Genomic DNA, 22,055 nt, shown 5'->3' with positions numbered 1-22,055 from the left:
GCCATAAAATAGCTTCCTGTTGAATTGGGTTAGTGTTTCAAAACTTGCATTAATACCGAAGCCCTTATTTGTGCAACAAATAGGTTCGATAACACCTGCAACAGTAATACAACAAAAACACAAAAACCAGCCACAGAAGATAAACTACTCCTAATGAATAACCATAATTTGATAATTCATTTCCTTTCTCATAAGATTTGGAGGTAGTAATCATTGCCGATATGGAAATATCTGTGAAGCAAAGTCCGATCATTGCCGCGAGATGGATCAAAAAAGTGCTAAGTAAATAAGTAAATAATGGTGCAGAACCAAAAGTGACAAAGAAATCTGTCAGTTTATTCCGTATGCCTTTTATATAATGCAGCACGATAAACATTGGCCCCAGTGTAATGCAAATAAAATCTATTGAGGCCGGATACTTGGTTACGCTGAAAAAGGAAATTAAAGTTTTTACAAAGCTTACCTGGATAGTCCACGGTTGGGAATCTCCAAAATTGATCCCGCGGAGGATAAAAAACAGGCAGGTTAATACCAAGCCTGTAGTCAGTAGCCATTTTCTCTGATAATGATGGCCGATAGCATAACCTAAACTAAGTAGGGCAAACCAGGGAAGAATGGTATAATTAACAATAAAAAGCCGCTCTCCATCCGGTATGTACTTCTGCTGATGCAGGATATACCACAGAATAGCCGATAATGATTTGCCTGTAACTGTTACGCCATCTATTGAATGATGAAAAATTAAAACCAAAATGCTAAACAATAAAAGCAGTTTTTTAGGCATAAACTGAAGAAAAGCCAGCAAACCAATACTTAAACCGAGTGCGCCGATAATAAAGAGACCAATGGTCCGGTATTGGAAGTCAAATGTCCACAAAAAGTTATTAATCAGCAGTTCAACAACAATCAGCAGGAATGCCAATAGTAGCATGTGATAAAAAACCTGGCGCCTGGATTTATCTTTGCTCCACCGGAAGAGGTAAGTGCCGGTGATAAAGAATACAGTAGGCGCAAAAAAATGAGAAATAAAACGGGTAAAGAACAGAATAGGAGTGGTTGTTTCGAGCTTACCGGGGTTCGTATTCCAGTAATGAAAGAAAAGGCGGGTATGATCTAAAATTGCAATAGTAAGCAGAATCCCAAGTAACAACTCTTTGCTGTATTGCTCCGGGTCCTCTATTTGTTTTTTAACAGTCGGGTTTTTCATTCAATAATTGATTTTAATTCAGAATAGGAAGATGCCAGGTTTGAAAAAGAGATCTGCAAATTCCTTCCCCAAAGCCATAAGCCATTTGGGGAAGGATAAATTTACAGCGCCTCCATTTGCGCTTTAAAATTTGAATGTTAAACTTGCCAGGAAGTTAACTGGTTTTTGCGGACGAGAATAAAAACCATCCGAGATCCAGTACTTTTCATCTAAAATGTTGTTTGCTTTAAAGCTGACACGGTATTTTGGTCTGTTGAAGAAAACGGTTGCATCAATAACTGTGTATTTAGGCAAAACGAAGGTATTTGCTGCATTAGCATAAGTGTCATCTACATACATAGCGCCTGCGCCGAAGCCTAAACCTTTGGCAACACCATTTAATAAGGTATAACCCAGCCAAATATTTGCTACATTTTTCGGCGTTCCAACCCCACGTTTACCCGCTATTGCCGGATTGCCATCTTTAAATTTATTATCGTTATAACCATAGCCAGATACAAAATTAAATCCTGGGAAAGGGTTACCAATAAATTCAATTTCTATCCCCTTACTTTCCTGTGTGCCATCCTGTACGGTGAAGTTTTGATTATTGATCGTTGCTACCCGGGTAATATTTTTAACCGAAATATCGTAATAACTAATGGTTGCATTCAACTTTTTATTCATCAGATCCAGCTTGATGCCACCTTCCCATTGGTTGGCTTGCTGCGGTTCAAAAACTGAAATGGAACCATCTGGCTGTGTGGTATTCGCAACGTTTCTAAACCCGTTCATATAATTTCCGAAAATGGCCACCTTATCCTTTACTGGTTGATAAATTATGCCCAGCTTAGGTGAAAAAGCAGTTTGATTATAATCACCTGTTTTCACTTGCGTCAGGTTATTTATGGTTCCCTCATTCATAAACCGGTCTGCACGTAAACTTACCATAGCCATCAGGTTGTCGGTGAGGTTAATCACATCAGAAAAGTAAGCACTGTAGGTGTTTTGCTTGTTTAAACTTTGTGGCGTACTCATTGTGCCCAGGCGATTTTCAACCTGTTGCAATCTGATATCTTTCACAGGGGTGTTAAGTGTAATGGTATCCAGCTGCAATGCTGTGAATTTAAAATTCCGGAATTGTGTCATGTAATCAAGACCAACCACCAGTCGGTTCCTGAGCTTACCAATTTTAAAATCGCCAATAAAATTTTGTTGAATTTCTTTTCTTCCGGCTTTTTCTGGTGAAAAGACACTGATCGCCCTGGCAATGGTAGTGTTGGTTAGCCAGGTTTGGTTGAAGTAAAGGAGGTCATTATATTCTCCGTTGCTGAATGAATAGTTGGTTTGTGAAGTCCATTGATCAGAAATCTTATATTCAGCCTGTGCATAAACGTTACTGGAAGATTGATTTCCAACGAATGAGTTATCAATTAATGAACGTTTATAGTCGAGATCCAACTGATCATAACTTGTTGCAGTTACCCTGCTGCCTGTGGCCCAGGCTGTAGACGAGGTGCCTTTATAGGTTTGAAGATCTGCATCAAGTCTGAAAATCAGGCGCTCATTTACCTGGTAGGAAACACTTGGTGCTACGGCATAGGTAGTTCCAAATCCCTGATCCTGAAAAGAATTTTCTTTTTGCGTAGCCAGGTTCATTCGGAAAAGCAATGTCTTATCCTTATTTACGGGTGCATTAATATCTGCTGTTAATCTGCTCAGATCGAAGCTGCCCTGAACGTAAGAAATTTCGCCACCGAACTGGTCATAAGGTTTTTTAGTTACGTAGTTTACCAGTCCGCCGAAAGAAGTCATTGCCGCACCGAAAAGCGTAGCCGATGGTCCTTTTATTGCTTCCACACGATCAACCATCGATAAGTCAATCCCTGTTCTCAGAAAAGTAGCCATTCCGTTTCTAAAGTTTTCGCTGGTTTGGAAACCCCTCGAAAAAAATGCAGGCATCCCTGCACCTGTTTTTGCCGGAGCTGCACCGGGAATATTACGGAACGATTCTTCCAGCGTAAGAGCCATTTGCTCCTTAATTAATTCTTTGTCTACTACAGAATAAACCTGCGGGTTTTCGAGGTTTTTAAGCGGTAACCTGGAAACATACCGGCTTTCTTTCCTCGATGATATATTATACTTATCGCCAACAATCAGTACCTCGTTTAAATCTTTAGCAGTAGATGAAAAGGAGAAATCTGCGGTGGCGTTTTCTCCTGCCCGAAGTACAATTGTTTTAAGCTGTGGCTGCTGGCCAACGAAACTCACTTTAAGCGTATAGGTTCCGGCAGCGAGGTTTTTGAATTCATAAGCTCCGGCTTTATCTACGGCCGCATTAGCTAAACCTTCCAGCGAAACTGTTGCAAATTCTGCAGGTTTTCGATCACTGGTCGTGATTTTACCAGAAATGGAGCCATTTTCCTGCCAGCTGAAATTAGCCATTGCAGCTGACGAAGTGATGCACAGGATCAGAAATGCAGTAACTAAAGACCAAAAGTTTAAACATTGACTCATCCTAACCGAACGAGCGGGGCAAAATTGTTTCATAATAATCATGTATGGTTTATATGTAATTGTGTTTATTCTTTTTGATCACCGACATATCCCTGGTGTGAAGCTCCGTGTCGGTGGCGGTAAATTGGATTGTCTATATTTCCGATATACGGAAGGTCTTGGAATGGATTTGCACGGTTTCGCAACTGGCGGTTATTGTTCAGCTGAAGCCTGTTCAACGCATCGGGGCTAAACTCGCTGATAAATAAATCATATTTCTGATAGTCATCATTAAATTCCGGGTGTTCCTGCTGATAATCGAGAATACAATCTGCAACCAGTTTCCAGAATTCGTTTTCACTGAAATCATCATGCTCAACCAGAATGGCTGAAATAAACCTGAAAATGGAATCAAATATCTGTGTAAACAGCGGCAAAGTTTTAGCAGCCTCCGGAACGGTTACAGATAGCCTCAGAGCCGCTTCCGGAACAGGATGTGCAGTATTAAGTAAAGACACTTCTTCGCCAATATCTTTCATAATGGCCCGTACTGGGATATGGTTTTCAAGTACCATAATCAGGTTTTCACCATGCGGCATAAATACCATATCCCACTTAAAAAAACAGTGTATCAGCGGACTTAAGTAGCAATCGAAGTAGGCTTTTAACCAGGTTGATGTGGTTAAGCCGGAGGCGCGAATGAGGGTGGGCAGATAAGCAGTTCCGTTATTATCAATGTGGAGCAATGCAGCCATCGTAATCAGTCGTTGGTTTTCAGTTAATTTGCTCACCGGGCTTTCTCTCCATAAACAAGCCAGCATTTTTTTGTAATGGCTGTCTTCGCTGATCGCCGCTTCATAATATTGGTGTGCAAAACTTACACTGGCTATTTCCCTCAGTATTAAGAATTTTTTTGTTTTAAGGTAACGGTCATTCTCCACCAAATTATAAATCCATTCATTAATGGGTGGGTTTGTTTTCATAAATTTCGGCGATAAACCCCTGATATAGCCCATATTGAGTACCGAGAGTGCCGTTTTTACATAAAACTTTTTAGGGTTACTTACATTAAAAAACGTTCTGATTGATTGCTGCGGGAGGTATTCATCATCGCTGTATCCAAGGCAAACCAGTTGTTGTGTGGCAATATCTGCCGCGAAAATGTTCGATAGCTTATTAAACCATTGCCAGGGATGCACCGGGATAAAGAAGTATTCTTTTGGGTTTAGCTTTTTGCTGATCAGGATATCATTAAAGCGTTGCAGGTTTACTGCTCCGAGTTCTTGTGAAATTACCTGCTCATACGCTAGTGTAGAAACGGCGGTAAATACGGCGGTACTGCTATGGCCGGCTAACCAAACTAACGAAAAAGGTGTTGCTGTTTCCGGAGCATATTCCCGGTAATCGCTGGCATCAAAACCAATCCGCCCATTATTGGCAATGAAACGCGGATGCCCGGTCATGGTAGATTCAGTTTGCTGATAATCCGATGTGAGCAAATCTTCGGATGTTGGTTTGCCATAGAAATTCAGGTAGGAGCTTCCGCTTAATGTGCTGCAAACCTCTTCCAGGTAAACCGGAAATGATTCATCGGAGATGCCAAGCTCATTTTGAAATTCAATCAGGAAACTGATTACATCAACTTCGGCGGGAACACCATTTATTTGTTTTTCCAGCGAATTCGTATCAATGTACCAATGGTTTAGGGCAAGGATTTTTGCACGAAAAATATAAGCAATCTCCTGCGTTTTATCCTTTAAGACATAATGTCCCCAGTTATTTTCATCAGCAGTATGTTGAGGCACAATAATCCGTTCGTGTGAAAATTCGGCAATTATTTTTCGAAGATGGAGTCGGTTTACCTGATCCCAAACAGGTTTTTCAAGGTGCAAAGAAGCTTGGGTTGGGGTAACCAATGTTGGTATATTCATGTTTTTCAGAATTAAGGTTAGATCGGTTTGTTGTAGGAAGATTATTTCTGCGTAAGGTTGATTTGGTAAGCAGCTAACGGATTTTTTAAGATGCCGGCAAATTTTTGATTTTTAAATGGATTGGCACCATCAAGCATTTTCTGACTGTTTTGCATTTGCAGTCGGTTCGAACAGGTTTTTATAATTTCCGAAGCAAACAGGTCGTATTTTCGGAATTTTTCTTCCAGCTCAGGGTATTCACATTGATATTCGGTAATGCAATCGGCTACCAGGCTCCAAAATTGTTCTTCCGGAAATGCCACATGTTCTACCAGAATATGATTTAAAAAGCGGAAGAATGAATCGAAAATCTGCGTAAAAATGGATAGGATTTTCAGGTCTTCAGGAACGGGAATAATAATTCTTTTTACAATTTCCGGCAATTCCTTTTGCTGATTTACTACCGCAACCTCTTCGCCAATGTCTTTCATAATCGATCGTACCGGAACGTTATCCTTAAATACCAGGATCAGGTTTTCTCCATGTGGCATAAAACGCATGTCGTGGAAATAAAAACAGTGCAACAGCGGACTCAAATAACATTGAAGGTAACTTTCCAGCCATTGTCTGGTATCCAGCGGAGAACTTTTAATGAGTTCGGGCAAGAGTGCATTTCCATGTGCATCAACGTGCAACAAAGCAGCCATGGTCATTAAACGTTCACCGGGTGCTATTTTATCCATCGGACTTTCCCGCCAAAGTGTTGACAACATTTTTTTATAGGGACTATCAGCTTTTATAGCTTTTTCGATGTGATGATTGGTATAACCCACCGTGGAAATCTCCTTCAAAACCGTAAAGCCTTTTTGTTGCAGATAAGCATCGTTATTTACAATTTCAGATACCCATTCGTTAATGGCAGGAGTGGTGCGCATAAAATATGGCGAAAGGCCTCTCATAAAACCCATATTTAAAATCGAGAGTGCAGATTTTACATAAAACCTACTGGTGTTGCTTACGTTAAAAAAGGTGCGTACAGATTGCTGAGGTAGATAATGGTCTTTGCTATAGCCCAGGCAAACTAGTTTGGAAGCTGCAATGTCCGGGGCAAAAAGATGGATAAGTTTATTGAACCATTGCCATGGATGGATAGGGAAGAAGAGGTAGGATGTAGGGTTGAGGTTCTTTTTAAGCAATTCCTTATTAAATAGCTGAATGGTTTCTTCATCCAGTTCCTGCTTTAAGAGTTGCTGATAGGTGAGGGGAGAAATGCTTGTAAATTCTGTGCAATCCAGGTGGCCGGCTACCCAGATTAGTGAAAGCGGCGCAGCTGCTTCGGGGCTATAGTTTTGGTAATCAATCGCATCGAAACCAATCCTGGCACTATTTGCAATAAAACACGGATGTCCGGCAATCATGGCATGTTCTGTATCCGCATAACTTGCGGCTGTTAAATCTTTAGCTGTTAGTTTCGCATTGGCGTGCATATAGGCGCTTCCGTACAGGCAGCTGATAATCTCCTCCAGGTAGGTAGGAAGATTGACATCGGTAAAACCGAGATCTTTTTTAAATTCTATGATAAAAGCAATGGCATCCAGCTCCACTATTTTCGTATCGATAATTTTAGTGATGGAATCGGTATCGATGTGCCAATGGTCTAATCCAAGAACCTGCGCCAGGAACTGATATTCTGTTTCACCATCAGCAGTGGCTAAAGTATACAACCCCCATTTGCCGTGAATACGCTTTAGTTTCGGCACCAGAAGTAGCTCATGAGAAAACTCGCAGAGCATTTTCCGCACTTGCAGGCGGTTTACCTTCTTCCATATTTGTGGTTCTAAATGGGCAATGGCAGATTCGGGGGATAACTGATTATTTTCAGTGCTATTCATGTTCGGTTGTGTTTGCATAGGTTAAATTTTCGGAGAATTAATGTGCTGTGATTACTTTGCCATAGTGATCTTCCATAATCAGGAAAGGATTTTCAGGGTGCGCCAGCGATTGCATGTGAATCAAACTGCTCTTGCTCATCATGCGAAGCATCTGTCTGCGTTCGCAGGGTATAATTTTTCCATCAACTGCTTTGACGCCAGCCTTAAAAGCTGTTCTGCCATGGGCACACAAATGATTATTTACAAAAATCAAGTCGCCGGCATTGGGTATAAACTGGTCGTAGATAAGCAGTTTGGCTTTAGCCCAGAACTGTTTTAGAATGTCCAGCGCCTCAGGTGTCTGATCAGCCTGCTCATTATAAATTTGTTCGGCGGCATCAAACCGGATGAAAGGGCGCTTGGCATTTCCATATAAAACGGAAGTGGTTTCTTGCGCTCCCAACGCTTCCTCAACGTCGAAATTGGCATCTTTAGGGCACTTATAAATATTTCTGAAAAGTGCTTTCATCAGCTCATCCGGCTCTCCATGAGATCGGATGGAATATAAAGTAGAATTTACCTGCTCTTCATTTCTGAGGTATAAAAAGCTTAAGAAATCTGCCGGATGATATAAAAATGCATCCTCGGTATGTACAAAAAGATCTGTTTTTGAACCAGCTCCGGTTTGAGAGAAAGACATGTTTTCTTCCGGGATAATGGCGTGCAAAATACCTCCGCCTTTGCGCTGAACATAATATTGAACAGGTTTGGAAGGAACAGCGCCATGAAGCAGGGAAGAAATAAATCCATATAAATTTAGTTTGTTATCATCTGATTCCTTCCATGATGCTGGCGTTGGACCTAAAGCATCCTGGTCTACATCAGCGAGGCCCTTAAAAACAATTGCACCGTATTGCGCACTGGAAAAGTCGGTACTCAGATTTGTGAGTAATGCAGCAATGCGTTCAGGAAGTAAATTGTAAGCATTTAAATGCAGGGCAGTAATATATTCAGGCGACTCATAATGCCCGAATTCTTTTTGAAGCTGTAAGGCTGAACTTTTAATAATGGCTCTTTCAATTGGTGAAACTTCAACTATTAATGGCGCCATTGGCGGTAATTTACGGGGGAGGTCTTCATTTTTTAATTTCATATCGGTAGGTTTTTAGAGGTAGTTAAAAATTTTACATCATTGATTTATCAATTTCTGATCAGGCGTTATTCTGATTAAATGCCTTTAAATCAGGCTTAAATGGTTGTTTTTTAAATAAAATTATTTGACGGATTATAAATTTGTATTTTTTATTATGTTTAATTAGTCTAAATAGCTATTATTGCGAACAAATCTATTTTTAATTAGTCTAAATAACAACTAATATTTCTTATTTATTTTTTAGCGTACAAAAATCCTCCATCTACCATGAGAAAAGAGATTAATTTTACTGATACGGAACGGCGTCGGGATTGCGAAGTAGTTACCCGTTACATTCGAAAAAGGCGAAGTATTTATGCTGATCAATATCAGGAAGGCACCATTCCAGAGGCAGAACTACTGGAAATCCTTACCAACGCAACCTGGGCACCAACCCATAAAATGACCGAACCCTGGCGGTTCATCGTGTTAACTGATCGTCAGCTGGTTAAGTATGGTACGTATATGGGGTCATATTATCAGCATTTGTATCAGGATATACCTGATGCCGACAAGAAGCTGGCGAAATATAATTACCTGAAAAACTATCCACTAAAAGCGGCTTGTATGATTGCGATCATTTTTGTTAAGAGCAAGAAGGTGAATATTCCGGAGTGGGAAGAACTTGCTGCCATATCTTGTGCGGTACAAAATATGGCAATCAGTGCCACTTCATTTAACATTGCTTCTTACTGGGCAACTGGCGGATCTGCTATAGATTACGTTAAAACGCTTGGCCTGGCCGAAAATGAGCAGTCGCTGGGCCTGTTTTTCATGGGCTATCCCAGTGGTGCAGCCGTGCATGTTCAAAAGAAACGGACACCTATCAATCAAAAAGTAAGCTGGCGCTCCTAACCTGAAACCAACCTCTATACTATGAAAAATATACTTTATCCAGATCTCATCGCAGATCAGACCTCGAATGTTATGGCCGAACCCTCCGGTTTTCAAGACCTTTTTCATCAACATACAGCGGATTCCTACAGCCAGGCTATAGACCATGCCAAGACAGTGGTTCTTAAATTTCTAAATCAGCAGCAAAAACCATTCAGTGGCATTACGCCGATCCAGCTGGGCGAGCAGTTTAAAAAGATTGAATTTGATATTCCATTGGCGGATTATGACGCATTGTTTCAGGAAGTTCAGGAATTGTATGTAGATCATGCTACCGCTTTCCATCTCCCTAACTACATCGCACACCTCAACTGCCCGGTGGTAATTCCTGCGCTTGCGGCAGAGGTTCTCATCAGCGCCATCAATTCTTCGCAGGATACCTGGGACCAAAGTGCCGGCGGAACCTTAATGGAGCGAAGACTAATCAACTGGACTGCTGAACAAATTGGTTTTGGCGAGCAGGCGGATGGCGTTTTTACCGGCGGCGGATCTCAAAGTAACCTAATGGGACTGTTACTCGCCCGGGATTGTTTTGCACAAAACCATTTAAACCACAATATAAAAGTGAACGGGAACCCTCCCGAAGCTTCCCGTTTCAGGGTTTTTGTTTCTGATAAATCGCATTTCAGCAATCAGAAAAATGCTTCACTTTTAGGTTTGGGAGAGCAGGGGGTAATCCAGGTAGAAACGGATAGCCGGTTCAGAATGAAGGCAGATGCACTTGAAAAGGCAATACTGCAGGAGCGGGAGCGTGGTAATATTCCCTTTGCAATTGTCGCTACAGCCGGCAGCACCGATTTTGGAAACGTCGATCCTCTTGAAGCCATCAGTGATTTAGCAGCGAAATATAAGATATGGATGCATGTAGATGCAGCATATGGCTGCGGTTTACTGCTTACAGATCAGCACAGGCACTTACTGGCGGGTATCGAAAAGGCCGATTCTGTTACCATAGATTACCATAAGTCTTTTTTTCAGCCCATTAGCAGCAGTGCATTTATTGTCCGCGATAAAATTTCACTGGAAATCATCAGGCATCATGCAGATTACCTGAACCCTAAAGAACAGGATTACGAAGAGTATCCGGCACAAATTAATAAATCGATTACACAAAGTACCAGAAGATTTGATGCCCTTAAATTATGGTTTACCCTCAGGTTGTTGGGCAGAAGTAAACTTGGGCATTACATGGATACTATAATCGCTACCGCAAGGGAAGCGGCCACAATCATTGATGTTGATCCTGAACTGGAATTGTTGAGCACTTCTGATATCAGTGTCCTGGTTTTTAGGTATAAGCCAGTCCATCAGTCAGGGGTAAATATTTGTGCATTAAATCAATACATCAAGAAGAAAATGTTTCATACGGGTGAGGTATTGGTGGCCAGTACAAAAGTAGATGGCCATTTCTACCTGAAGTTTACCATCTTCAATCCCATTACCACGATCCATGATATTCAGCATATATTAAGCATCATCAAAAATTATGGAGCAGCATATCCAGCACAATAGTGGGCCAATTGCCGATGGAGACGGCCGGGTTTTTACTGCTATTGTGAACCAATACTGCCTTGAATTTAGCAGCTGGACACGATACATGGGAATCTCTAAATACCATGAGCCATTGGCGAAAGCACTCAGAAAAAGCAGCCTGGATTTGCACTTGAAAATTAACTTTCCTGCCAGTGGCGCTGCTGTTTTTATTCCGCTGGTTTATTTCAGCGAAATCGGAAACCATGTTTTTCAATTTCCGGGATTTGCAATTGATGTGGAAAAGGACGAAGTAACAGGGATTGATGTAACTCAATTTTTAGAATTGGCGGTTGCCGAAGTTCAGGTTCTTTATCCGGAATGGCCGCCAATTGATCAAGCCTTATCATCATCACATGCTTTAGCAATTGCCGGGCAGAAAATTATTTGTCATACAGCCCTGGAGGAACGCTTTTTCCCTGTAATCGAAAGGTTTAAATCGATGGCTATGGGAGATCAATCGCTACTTCATGATTTAGCAACGTCCTGGTTTCGGCAGTACCTGAATGGAATAATGGAACAGCCATTGACTCAATCTGAACTTGATGAAGTTTTCTTGCTGGTGAGTTTTTTAGGGAACCAGAAAATTTTAGAAGAGCGGGAGATGTTGAAAGATGTTTACCTCCGGTTACAATCTTTTCTGCAGCAGGAACACGGTGAGGCAATCAAAACCTTGCTCCAGCAACGGCGCGTAGAAATTAAGGGAGACTTATTTAGTTGTGCTGGCCAATATGTGCGATCGGTTTACAATCCTTTGCATCAATATTTCTATAGTTCCAAATTGCTCGTTCCAACATCGAACGCACAGGTTTATTACCGTTATTTTGCCCAGGAAGCGGTAGCCATCAGCATCAGGCCTTTTGATCTTGAAAAAGACCTGCCAATGGTACATCAGTGGTTCCATTCAGACCATGCTAAAACAATATGGAAAATGGACTGGTCCCTGAAAGCACTTGAGGACTTTTACCGGACGTTGTTGGCAGAGGGAATTTCACACAGTTATATTGGCGAAGTTAACGGAGAAGCAACTTTCAATTTCGAAATATATTGGGCTGCAAGGGATATTCTTGGCGACTATTACGACGTTTTGCCTTCAGATTACGGCACACATTTATTCATCGCCCCGACAGATAAGCAAAAGAAATTCCCATCGCTCATTACACGAACCATTGTAGAGTGGCTTTTTATGCAACCTGAAGTAGGCAGATTAGTTGGAGAAGGTTCTGTTGAATCGCGGGCAGCACTAATGAATAAAGTACAGGTGGGCTTTAAGCTGCAGCACATTATCGAAATGCCGCATAAAAAGGCATACCTCAATTTCTGTTTGCGGGAGTGGTATTGGGAAAAATTCCCTCAGAATCATCATCATTCATTAAAAACATTTATCAATGAACACAACTAAAATTTACGATATCATCGGAATTGGGATTGGTCCGTTTAATTTGGGCCTTGCTGCATTATCGGCACCCATAGCAGATCTTAATACGCTTTTTCTTGATCAGTCTGATGAGTTTAACTGGCACCCTGGTTTAATGTTGGATGAGGTAACCCTGCAGGTTCCTTTTATGGCCGACCTGGTAACGATGGCTGATCCGGCCAGTCCCTACAGTTTCCTGAACTATATGAAACTCACTGGCCGCCTCTATAAATTTTATATCCGGGAAAACTTTTTTATTTTCAGGAAGGAATATAATGCCTACTGTAAGTGGGTGTTAGGGCAATTGACCAATTGTTTATTCTCCAGGCAAGTGGTGTCGGTAATTTATGAAAACGCCGTTTATCATGTAACTGCCCGGGATATACGTTCTGGCGATACGAACACCTGGCAAACTTACAAATTGGTTTTAGGTACAGGTACAAGCCCATATATTCCGCCTGCTGTTAAGAAAAAATCGTTGCAGGATGTAATTCACACTTCTCAATACCTCAACCATAAGGATAGTTTAGTCCAAAAGCAATCGGTCACCATTATTGGTTCCGGACAAAGCGCTGCGGAGATTTTTCAGGATTTGTTACCTGAAGTTAAAAAGGGAATGAAACTCAACTGGTTTACCCGTTCGGAACGTTTTTTCCCTCTGGAAAACCACACTAAGTTAACGCTCGAACTCACCTCGCCAGATTACATTGATTATTTTCATAACCTGCCTGAAATGCAGCGGAAAGATGTGCTTTCCCGCCAGGGTATTTTGTTTAAAGGCATAAACGCAGACCTGATCAATCAAATTTATAACAGTTTATACGCCATGGATCTTAGTGATGAAGCCCATAAAGTGGTATTGATGGCCAACGCCCGGTTAAACGATATTCAGGAGGAAGATGAGTCTTATTTGCTCAGCTTTTTACATATCGAGCAGGGAAAAACTTTTGAGATCAATACCGATGCGGTGATCCTCGCCACCGGCTATAAGTATGTGGAGCCAGATTTTTTAACCGGAATTTCGAATCGAATCAGGCGTTTGGACGACGGGAACTATGACGTGCGTAGAAACTATACGATTGATGAAGCAGGTAATGAAATTTTTGTTCAAAACGCTGAATTGCATACACATGGAATTTCTACACCAGATCTGGGAATGGGTGCTTACCGGAATTCACAAATCATCAACCAAATTACCGGAAGAACGGTTTACGCGGTTGAGCAAAGGATTGCATTTCAGTCTTTCAGCACTTCAGACCTTCCAGTCCGCCTCAAATCAGCTGTTGATTTAACCCTTTAAACCGAAAGATGTGTTAATTAAAATACGCCATTTATTTGATTTATTTCGAATAGCCCTGCAGGGAACTGAAAAAAACTTCACCTCTGGAAGTGTAAACAGGGCAACTTTTCTGCTAGCTGTACCCACCATGCTGGAGTTGAGTATGGAATCGCTTTTTGTACTGGTAGATCTGCTTTTTGTGAGTAGCCTGGGCGAAAGGGCAATTACCGTGGTGGGCATTACCAACTCGGTAATTATTTTGATTCAGTCGGTTGCTACCGGCCTCAGTATTGCAGCAACTGCCGTAATTTCCAGACGTGTAGGTGAGCAGAAACCTAAAAGTGCAGGCCTTGCGGCAATGCAGGTAATTTACCTTGGCATTATTTTATCCTTGATTTGCAGTTGCATCGCCTTGATTTTCAATCAGCAGATTATGCATTTCGCCGGCGCTTCCAATAGTCTTGTGGCCTATGGAAACGTATTTTCGAAAACCATGTTCGCTGGTCTTATTTTTATGATTATGCGTATACTGATCAATGGAGTTTTTCGCGGCTCCGGAGATGCCTCGATGGCCATGCGAACCCTAGCTTTCTCTAATGTGCTTAATGGTTGTTTATGCGCCATTCTCATTTTTGGTTTAGGGCCAATTCCTGCTTTTGGCTTGCTCGGTGCCGCTATTGCCATGGTTACTGCCAATGTATTTAGTGTAACTTACCAGGTATGGTACCTGATTAAAGGCAATAAGCGAATTGTAATCTCCCGGCAACAGCTGGTGATGGTTCCTTCATTAATGAAACGGCTCCTTAAGCTTGCCACCGCCGGAATGGTACAATATCTCATACCTTCTTCCAGCAGGTTCATCATGATTGTTATCGTGGCCAAGCTCGGTGAAAGTGTATTGGCTGGTTACATCATCGCCAACCGGATTATTATGTTTAGCGTGTTGCCAGCCTACGGAATTGCAAATGCCGCTGGCGTACTTACCGGGCAGAATCTTGGTGCCAAACAGCCCGAAAGGGCAGAGGCATCGATCTGGAAAACAGGCGTATTTAATATGTGCTATCTGGGCAGCATTGCAATTTTTCTGCTGTTTTATGCCAAATCTGTCGCCCGTTTTTTTACCCATGAAATAGCGGTGCTGACTTACGCTGCTGAATATCTTCAATACATGTCAATAGCTTTCTTCTTCTTCGGTTACACCATGGTGATTTCCAGAGCACTCAACGCAGCAGGAAACGTTAATACGGTGACTTTACTTTATATCCTGATGTTTTACATCATTCAGTTGCCGCTATCTTATCTTCTTGGTATCTATTTCCAATGGGGCCCAAAGGGAATTTTCCTGGCCATTTTGATCTCCGAAATTGTGCTTTCCTGCAGCTGTGTGGCTGTTTTTAAAATGGGAAAATGGAAAACTGTTAAAATATAAACCTTCCTGACAAGAGAAAACCTCAAACTACTCCTCCATATGAACAACCTAGAAAAATTAAAACATGCATTTTCTGAAGCACTATCGATCCCAATTGATCAGGTGAATGAAGAATTAAAATACCAGGGAATTGCAGAATGGGATTCCGTATCACACATGTTTCTTGTAGAAGCCATTGAAACGACCTTCAACCTCACCATCGCTATAGAAGATGTGTTGGAAATGTCAAGCTTCGCAAATGTGAAACAAGTGCTGACCAAACTTCGCATCACCTTTGACTAATTCCAGACCTACCTATGAAAAACATGCCTCACCTTTACGACCTGATTTTAAATAACGACGCCTTACGATATATAGATTCTTCGACGGGCATTTTCCATACGGCCAAAGATTTCCACGAGTCTTTGGCAATAGATCAAACTTCCGGGCTCGTATTTCTCTATCTGGATAACGGCCTGAAATCTATAGAGATTTTGCTGAATTTTCTCAGAACGGATTTTTCCATTGCTTTGTTAAGTCCGGCGTTGAATGGAGATTATAAAACGAACCTGGAAAACCATTATCGCCCATATTATATCTACGACCCTTTGAGGGTAGAAAGTAGTGATTATATTTCTTTTGATGCTGGCCCTGCACATCAGTTATTTAAGCGAAAAGATCGGGTTAAAACAGAAGTTAACCGGCAGATAAAATTGCTAATTAATACTTCAGGAAGTACGGGTTCTCCAAAATTTGTGAAGCTCTCCGAGCAAAATATAGTGAGCAATGCCTTATCTATTGTAGATTATCTGCCTGTAAATTATGCTGATGTTACGCCACTTAATCTACCGCTATTTTATTCTTACGGATTTTCTGTTTTTACTACTAATTCCATTGCTGGCGGAGCTATTGTTTGTACCAATAAAACCATTATAGAAAAGGAATTTTGGGAAGAATTTGATCAGTTTCGTTATACCTCATTAGCTGGCGTTCCGTATGTTTATGAGATGTTGCAACGAATTGGATTTCTGGCAAAAACCTATCCATCATTGCGTTATTTAACACAGGCCGGCGGACGAATGAACGAATCGATTTTAGCGGCATTTGGACAATATACTGCGGAAAACGAAATTTCCTTTTTTTCTATGTATGGCCAAACAGAAGCTACAGCCAGGATCTCTTACTTACCTCCGGAGTTTCTGCTGGATAAATTGGGGTCGGTTGGGAAGCCGATCAAGAACGGCAGACTGGATATCGATCCAGACTCTGGCGAATTGAGATATTACGGACCAAATATCTTTGGCGGATATGCAACTAAAGCTGAAGATTTATTAACCTACCAAAAGGAAGACATGTTGTTAACCGGCGATCTTGCCAGAGCAGACGAAGATGGCTTTTTTTATATTACCGGCAGGAGTAAGAGGTTCATAAAGCTATTTGGTGTGAGGATAAATCTGGATGAAATTGAGCAAATCTTAACCGAAAAGTTCAATAACGTACGGTTTATTTGCATAGGCGAGGAAGATAAGCATATGCTTGTAGCCTATACAGGCAATAAAATTGATGAAAAATCGGTAAAACAATTGCTTTTTGAACAGGTGAAAATTCATCCGGCATGTGTAAAAACACAACTGTTGGATAGCATTCCGCTTACACCAAATGGAAAGGTGGATTATATGGCGATAAAAGATGGGATATTGGTGTGATGCAATTCCGTAGGAATGTTTTTTAATATAGTTTTGACAACTTTAGAACAGGTGCGCTATTTCAAGTTGTCAAAGCTTATTTGTTCATCATTGATTTATCAAACAATTTCAGTCGATTTCTCTTAAAATATTTTGTTAAATAATCTTTCAGTAGGTTTGCAGAAATTTACAGAAAGAACAAATGATCTGGCTATTGTTGAGGCCTGTGGTTTGGGTTTCGTGGTTTTAATCTCAGATTAGCCATTAAAAATAAGCGATAAAATGAAAATAATCACACTGAAACTTGGAACATATACCGTAAATAAGAGTAAAGTATTTTCATTAATTGATTCTTCATCTCCTGTTTCAGGATCAAAAGTAGCTATCCAACCTTTTTTAATTATCACAGAAAAGGATGTGATTCTTTTAGATACCGGTATTAATTTAAATCAAGCCGAAGTTCCGCCGGTTTGCCAACGTTTAAAAGATGAAAATGTTGAACCTGGTCAGGTCACAAAAGTCCTTATTTCGCACCTGCATAAAGATCATATTGATGGCCTCGGGTATTTTTCAGGTGAGACATTTATAAGCAGTTTTCCTCACGCAACGATTTATATTCAACAGCGCGAACTGGATTTTGCCCTGGCACAAGAAGGGAATCCATCCTATCGCCCGGAAATGCTGAAACAGCTGGCTTTGCTGCCGAATGTTGTGTTGCTAAATGATCATGAAGGAAATATAACAACGGAGATTTCCTACAAGGTTTCTGGCGGACATACGCCAAATCACCAGGTATTCTGGATTAAAGAAAAGGAAGAAACCACTTTTTATGGCGCTGACAATTTACCGCAACGAAACTACCTCAAGTTTCAGGTAGCCTTCAAAAATGATTACGATGGCAGAAAAGCACTCGAAGCACGACAAAAGTGGGAAGAAGAAGGAAAGCAACAGCAATGGACGGTGCTGCTTTATCATGATATGAAAAACCAGATTATTAAATTCTAACGATCAGGTCGTGCATGTTGTCTGATAAATAATTCGGCGTTTATTGAAATACTTCCTTATTCTGTCTGTTCCAGGCTCTGAAAAAACAAATAACGCTCTTCGGTAGTATCCGTTTCTACGCTACTGTTTCCGGCTATTTTTAAAAATGCAGCCTTGTTGCCTCCGTTGTAAACTGGCCAGTTGGTGAGTTGGATTTGATCTATCCCGGGGCCGTTCGGATTTCCATTCTTAATAAAATTGACAAAATAGCTTTGCATTTGTTTAGATACCTTATAATCTTCCGTTTTCCAGTCGTAATTATCCTGAACATCAAGATTGCCGAGTGCATATTCAATTTCAGAAGCATGGAATGAAGTGCCTGCAATTACTTTATTAAGTAGTTTTTTAATCAAAACCTGAAAAGCATTTCCTTCTCTGATGGTGCGTTGATTGAGTCCGGGGTGGGGTTGAGCGAACAAATATCTGTAAACTGGAGCAGATTTTTGTTTTGCATGCAATTCAGCAAGTTTCCAGCTGCTGTAATTAATTAGTCTGTCGCTCATAAACTCACTCGAAGCTTTTTTTACTTCTGCATTTGTTGCAGCAGGATAGAGTGCCAGCACATCTGCAGCCTTTTCTTTATAAATTCTTTCTACAGCGGCTTTGTAATTCTTAGTATTGATCCGGCGAAGCCGGAATAACGCCATTGCGGGAACTTCCTGTGCGTTCCATCCAATTAATAGCGGAACATTTGCCTGCCGGCCGGAGATGAACGTTTTCTCCGGGTTTTCTTTAAGGAAATAGCCATCAATAACGGGTTTAAAACGACGTGGGTTCCCTTTCTCTACATATTTTAAAAGTTTTTCCGCAGGCATCAATCGCATATCTGCAATAGAGCCCGATTTCGAAAAGGTGGTTAATTCTGTACCCAGTTCTTCTGATTTATTTAAGGGAAGCACCAATGCGCGAACATCAATCAAAGAACCACTTTCTGCAATCGCAGCAGCAAATAAACCACGCGAAAGTGGCGAAACCATATGTGCACTTACCGATTGGGCGCCTACAGATTCACCGCCAATGGTTACACGATTAGGATCTCCACCAAACTGGCTGATGTTTTTCTTTATCCATTCCAAAGCAGCTACCTGATCTAATAATCCATAATTTCCAGAACCGCCATAACCAGACTCCTTACTCAATTCCGGATGAGACATGAATCCGAACACGCCCAGCCGGTAATTGATAGAAACGTACACTACACCTTGCTTAGCCATACTTTCACCGTCGTATGCAGGCTGAGAACCATCGCCGTGAATGAACGAGCCGCCGTGAATAAACACATAAACGGGGCGTTTTTCCTGGTTAGATGATGCGGATGTCCATACGTTTAAGTAAAGACAATCTTCGCTCATTTCCTTCGACCTGAATTCATATAGAAGGTTCGATTCCTGAACAGGCCTTGGCCCAAAATCGTCTGCATTTCTCACCCCTTTCCAGGGCAGAAGTGGTTGTGGCGCCTTCCAGCGAAGTTTTCCCACCGGCGCAGCTGCATAAGGAATGCCCCTAAATGATAAAACACCATCTGCGGTGAGCGATCCCTCTATACGCCCGCCTGTTACCGCAACCCTTTTTGTTGATAGTAGACCTTTTTCGGGATTGGCAAGCGCGAAATTTGTGCTGATGAAAATTAAACTGAGCGTAAGCAGGAAGAAATTCCCAATTTGTTTAAACATGAAAGGCCGTAAAATTTTGGTTGACAATGGATCTGATTGGTAAAGATAGTATCTGGCATTAAAATATATAAAAATGGAACGCTAACTATTTAGTTCTATTACTATTAAATAGAAAGATTTCTGTAGAATTAAAATTTATAGGTAAGCCATAATACATCATCCTCCATTTGTTTTACGTTTTCCAGTTTCATTAAGGTTGCCTCATTTCCTTTAACTTTCGGATCGATTTCAAAAAGCGAAGACGTTTCCATTCCTCCATCAGCAACTGGCAACAACAACTGATGAAGTTCATCAATCAATCCGGCCTGCAGGAAACTTCCGTTAATTCGGGCACCACCTTCCAGCATTAGCTTTTCAATACCAAACAATCTCTGTAGTTTATTTAATGCTACTGTTAAATCTATTTCATTTTTTCCGGCGAAAATATACGATACGCCAATATCCTGCAGATGGGCAAGATAACCGTCTGCCACTTGCTCGGTTAAAACTGAAATCACATGATCGCCATGCATGGTCGGTTCGAGCCAGCCCAACTTGGCCTGGCCATCTAAAGCAATGGCAAATTTTCCGGAATTATCATGTTTTCCTATAAAATCGCTGCGATCTATTGCCGGGTATTCTTCCTTTATAACCGGCTTTTCAAAATCAGTAAAGTCTTTTTCCATTGTGGTACGACCAACTATCCAGGCTTTAGTGCCAATTTCTTCATGCACTTGTTCGAATTTCCCTTTCAGGGTTTCCATTTTCTCACTTTTGCCCCATTTTTCTCCGAGGATTTTTCCATCAACTGAAGTCATCATCAGGCAGGTTACATATGGGCGTTCTTTTTTCATATCAATCTTGGATTAGATTAAGTTTAACAAAAAATAGAACAGGCTTGTTTGTGATTTATGGAAGGGTTTCATCATTAATATCAGAAAAAGATCATTATTAAAATTAGCTACTTAAGTGAAATTATTTAACAAATGTTAAAGGTGGATGGTTGAGGATTATATAATTTTGGAAACTGAATTTAATAACATGGAGCATATCACAATTACTGTAGCTACGGCTGAAAGCATTAGCACAATTCAACAGATTGGTAAGGAAACTTTTTACGAAACTTTCTCCGGGAGCAATACAAAAGAGGATATGCAAAAATACCTCGATGAAAATTTTAGTGAAGAAAAAGTTAAAAGCGAATTAAATAATAATGAATCGATGTTTTTCGTTGCCTGGGATGAAAGTCTGCCTGTAGGTTATTTAAAAGTAAATGTTGGAGCTGCACAAACGGAAGACCAGGGAAATACGGCTTTAGAAATCGAACGGATTTATGTCAAATCGAGTCATCATGGTAAAAAGGTTGGCCAAATGCTTTACGAACAAGCCTTGGTAACTGCCGAACAATTAAAGAAAGATACCATATGGCTAGGTGTTTGGGAAGAAAACCCAAGAGCGATTAGGTTTTACGAAAAAAATGGGTTTTTTGCTTTTGACCGGCATATTTTTAAAATGGGTGATGATGAGCAAACTGATATTATGATGCGTAAAACGTTATCACCTTTAGTTAAATAATGATCTTAGTATTTCTATCACAGGTTTTGGTACGCTGTTACAACCCTGAGTCCTGGTCTTAGCGTCTCACTACGACCGTATAATTTAATTAAAACATTAAGGCATTAGTATCTTAAGTTTAGCAAGCTTTTTATTGTGGAGTAAATGCGGTTGTAATGAATGGATTCTGGTCCTAGCGTTTCGCTAAGACCATATAATTTAATTAAAACATCGGGCAGATTAGCTTATTTGTAACTCAAACCGATCTATATTATTACTGGTTGTAGCACCTTGTTATGGCCTTTAAATTTTCTTTTTTTTTTGAAAATGATAGGTAGGGTAGGCTCATAGTGACTTACCTAATCTTTACTGTATCAGCGCTTAGTTACAAACTATTTCAATTTAATTGCGCTGTCAATCGCGTTGCTCCATGTCAACCTGAAGTTCAACTTCATTATAACTTCATAAATCTGTAGTTATTTCGTACCAGTATTAATCAAATAGGGTATGCTAATCTACAGAAGGCGACGGTGTTTAAACACCGCGGTCATCTGGAATTAATTTCCCTAAAATTAATCAGATAGATAAAAATCAGATAAACTATTCAAAAAAACACAATGAAAAGAAATGTAATGTGCCTCGCTTTGAGTGCTTTGCTTTACGTAACAGGTTGTACTTCAAAAAAAGAAGAAAAAGAAGAAGTAGTTACTTATGCAGTTACTGCACCGCTAAAAATCGATACTTCTTTTACTAAAGAGTATGTTTCGCAGATTAAATCGGTGAGGAACATCGAAATCCGCGGACAGGAAAAAGGTTATTTACAAAACATTTATGTAGATGAAGGTCAGCATGTGCACGCCCAATGTCATTAAGTTAAGTGTTTAAATATCTGATTACCAACTATTTGACTTGTTTTTATGGGTTTATTTTCTTATAT

The 22,055-nt window shown here is 40.6% G+C and carries 17 protein-coding genes; 10 read left to right on the top strand and 7 right to left on the bottom strand.

The window, feature by feature from the left end:
• Positions 1–64: 64 nt before the first annotated feature.
• The 5 genes from GJU39_RS20135 to GJU39_RS20115 form a co-directional block, all read right to left on the bottom strand.
• On the bottom strand, positions 65–1,207 hold the full coding sequence (locus GJU39_RS20135) for a hypothetical protein (protein ID WP_154282801.1): 1,143 nt from the start codon (positions 1,205–1,207) through the stop codon (positions 65–67).
• 123 nt (positions 1,208–1,330) lie between these two features.
• Positions 1,331–3,736: a TonB-dependent receptor gene (locus tag GJU39_RS20130; RefSeq protein ID WP_167515730.1), complete on the bottom strand. Its 2,406-nt coding sequence runs from the start codon at positions 3,734–3,736 to the stop codon at positions 1,331–1,333.
• Between the two features lie 32 nt (positions 3,737–3,768).
• On the bottom strand, positions 3,769–5,613 hold the full coding sequence (locus GJU39_RS20125) for an IucA/IucC family protein (RefSeq protein ID WP_154282799.1): 1,845 nt from the start codon (positions 5,611–5,613) through the stop codon (positions 3,769–3,771).
• A 41-nt stretch (positions 5,614–5,654) separates the two neighbouring features.
• Positions 5,655–7,502 (bottom strand): IucA/IucC family protein, encoded by a 1,848-nt coding sequence (locus GJU39_RS20120; RefSeq protein WP_209437691.1) that lies wholly within the window; start codon positions 7,500–7,502, stop codon positions 5,655–5,657.
• 19 nt (positions 7,503–7,521) lie between these two features.
• Positions 7,522–8,616, bottom strand: a complete 1,095-nt coding sequence (locus GJU39_RS20115; RefSeq protein ID WP_154282797.1) for a Fe(II)-2OG oxygenase family protein — start codon at positions 8,614–8,616, stop codon at positions 7,522–7,524.
• A gap of 267 nt (positions 8,617–8,883) precedes the next feature.
• On the opposite strand from GJU39_RS20115, the gene GJU39_RS20110 reads away from it, so the two are divergent.
• From GJU39_RS20110 to GJU39_RS20075, 8 genes are all read left to right on the top strand, one after another.
• A complete protein-coding gene (locus tag GJU39_RS20110) occupies positions 8,884–9,510 on the top strand; it encodes a nitroreductase family protein (RefSeq protein ID WP_154282796.1) in 627 nt (208 codons plus the stop codon).
• Positions 9,511–9,531: 21 nt separating this feature from the next.
• A complete protein-coding gene (locus GJU39_RS20105) occupies positions 9,532–11,061 on the top strand; it encodes a pyridoxal phosphate-dependent decarboxylase family protein (protein WP_154282795.1) in 1,530 nt (509 codons plus the stop codon).
• Entirely contained in the window at positions 11,036–12,481 is a 1,446-nt protein-coding gene (locus tag GJU39_RS20100; RefSeq protein ID WP_154282794.1) for a GNAT family N-acetyltransferase, read from the top strand. The genes GJU39_RS20105 and GJU39_RS20100 overlap by 26 nt, the downstream gene beginning before the upstream one ends.
• The gene (locus GJU39_RS20095; protein ID WP_154282793.1) at positions 12,468–13,796 is read left to right on the top strand and encodes a lysine N(6)-hydroxylase/L-ornithine N(5)-oxygenase family protein; all 1,329 of its coding nucleotides are present in this window, start codon (positions 12,468–12,470) and stop codon (positions 13,794–13,796) included. The genes GJU39_RS20100 and GJU39_RS20095 overlap by 14 nt, the downstream gene beginning before the upstream one ends.
• Positions 13,797–13,806: 10 nt before the next feature.
• Positions 13,807–15,204 (top strand): MATE family efflux transporter, encoded by a 1,398-nt coding sequence (locus tag GJU39_RS20090; RefSeq protein WP_209437690.1) that lies wholly within the window; start codon positions 13,807–13,809, stop codon positions 15,202–15,204.
• Positions 15,205–15,243: 39 nt separating this feature from the next.
• Positions 15,244–15,486, top strand: a complete 243-nt coding sequence (locus GJU39_RS20085) for an acyl carrier protein (protein WP_154282792.1) — start codon at positions 15,244–15,246, stop codon at positions 15,484–15,486.
• A 14-nt stretch (positions 15,487–15,500) separates the two neighbouring features.
• On the top strand, positions 15,501–16,889 hold the full coding sequence (locus GJU39_RS20080; protein ID WP_209437689.1) for an AMP-binding protein: 1,389 nt from the start codon (positions 15,501–15,503) through the stop codon (positions 16,887–16,889).
• A 261-nt stretch (positions 16,890–17,150) separates the two neighbouring features.
• On the top strand, positions 17,151–17,873 hold the full coding sequence (locus tag GJU39_RS20075; protein ID WP_154282791.1) for an MBL fold metallo-hydrolase: 723 nt from the start codon (positions 17,151–17,153) through the stop codon (positions 17,871–17,873).
• A 56-nt stretch (positions 17,874–17,929) separates the two neighbouring features.
• On the opposite strand, the gene GJU39_RS20070 is transcribed toward GJU39_RS20075, so the two are convergent.
• Positions 17,930–19,585 (bottom strand): carboxylesterase/lipase family protein, encoded by a 1,656-nt coding sequence (locus GJU39_RS20070; protein WP_154282790.1) that lies wholly within the window; start codon positions 19,583–19,585, stop codon positions 17,930–17,932.
• Positions 19,586–19,713: 128 nt separating this feature from the next.
• Positions 19,714–20,418 carry a RibD family protein gene (locus GJU39_RS20065; protein ID WP_154282789.1) on the bottom strand — a complete coding sequence of 235 codons (705 nt, stop codon included), beginning with the start codon at positions 20,416–20,418 and terminating at the stop codon, positions 19,714–19,716.
• Between the two features lie 187 nt (positions 20,419–20,605).
• Between GJU39_RS20065 and GJU39_RS20060 the strand changes: the two genes are divergently transcribed.
• The gene (locus tag GJU39_RS20060) at positions 20,606–21,139 is read left to right on the top strand and encodes a GNAT family N-acetyltransferase (RefSeq protein WP_154282788.1); all 534 of its coding nucleotides are present in this window, start codon (positions 20,606–20,608) and stop codon (positions 21,137–21,139) included.
• 596 nt (positions 21,140–21,735) lie between these two features.
• Complete coding sequence (locus GJU39_RS20055; RefSeq protein ID WP_245228031.1) at positions 21,736–21,990, top strand: hypothetical protein; 255 nt, start codon at positions 21,736–21,738, stop codon at positions 21,988–21,990.
• The last annotated feature ends 65 nt before the right edge of the window (positions 21,991–22,055 follow it).

This window comes from Pedobacter petrophilus (assembly GCF_009674725.1).
Lineage (GTDB): Bacteria > Bacteroidota > Bacteroidia > Sphingobacteriales > Sphingobacteriaceae > Pedobacter > Pedobacter petrophilus.
This window is presented reverse-complemented; position numbering and strand designations above follow the sequence as displayed.

Coding starts and splice junctions, on each gene's coding strand:
- GJU39_RS20055 (WP_245228031.1), top strand. CDS start 21,736: ATGAAAAGAAATGTAATGTGCCTCGCTTTGAGTGCTTTGCTTTACGTA.
- GJU39_RS20075 (WP_154282791.1), top strand. CDS start 17,151: ATGAAAATAATCACACTGAAACTTGGAACATATACCGTAAATAAGAGT.
- GJU39_RS20105 (WP_154282795.1), top strand. CDS start 9,532: ATGAAAAATATACTTTATCCAGATCTCATCGCAGATCAGACCTCGAAT.
- GJU39_RS20120 (WP_209437691.1), bottom strand. CDS start 7,502: ATGCAAACACAACCGAACATGAATAGCACTGAAAATAATCAGTTATCC.
- GJU39_RS20065 (WP_154282789.1), bottom strand. CDS start 20,418: ATGAAAAAAGAACGCCCATATGTAACCTGCCTGATGATGACTTCAGTT.
- GJU39_RS20060 (WP_154282788.1), top strand. CDS start 20,606: ATGGAGCATATCACAATTACTGTAGCTACGGCTGAAAGCATTAGCACA.
- GJU39_RS20125 (WP_154282799.1), bottom strand. CDS start 5,613: ATGAATATACCAACATTGGTTACCCCAACCCAAGCTTCTTTGCACCTT.
- GJU39_RS20100 (WP_154282794.1), top strand. CDS start 11,036: ATGGAGCAGCATATCCAGCACAATAGTGGGCCAATTGCCGATGGAGAC.
- GJU39_RS20095 (WP_154282793.1), top strand. CDS start 12,468: ATGAACACAACTAAAATTTACGATATCATCGGAATTGGGATTGGTCCG.
- GJU39_RS20080 (WP_209437689.1), top strand. CDS start 15,501: ATGAAAAACATGCCTCACCTTTACGACCTGATTTTAAATAACGACGCC.
- GJU39_RS20115 (WP_154282797.1), bottom strand. CDS start 8,616: ATGAAATTAAAAAATGAAGACCTCCCCCGTAAATTACCGCCAATGGCG.
- GJU39_RS20135 (WP_154282801.1), bottom strand. CDS start 1,207: ATGAAAAACCCGACTGTTAAAAAACAAATAGAGGACCCGGAGCAATAC.
- GJU39_RS20110 (WP_154282796.1), top strand. CDS start 8,884: ATGAGAAAAGAGATTAATTTTACTGATACGGAACGGCGTCGGGATTGC.
- GJU39_RS20085 (WP_154282792.1), top strand. CDS start 15,244: ATGAACAACCTAGAAAAATTAAAACATGCATTTTCTGAAGCACTATCG.
- GJU39_RS20070 (WP_154282790.1), bottom strand. CDS start 19,585: ATGTTTAAACAAATTGGGAATTTCTTCCTGCTTACGCTCAGTTTAATT.
- GJU39_RS20130 (WP_167515730.1), bottom strand. CDS start 3,736: ATGAAACAATTTTGCCCCGCTCGTTCGGTTAGGATGAGTCAATGTTTA.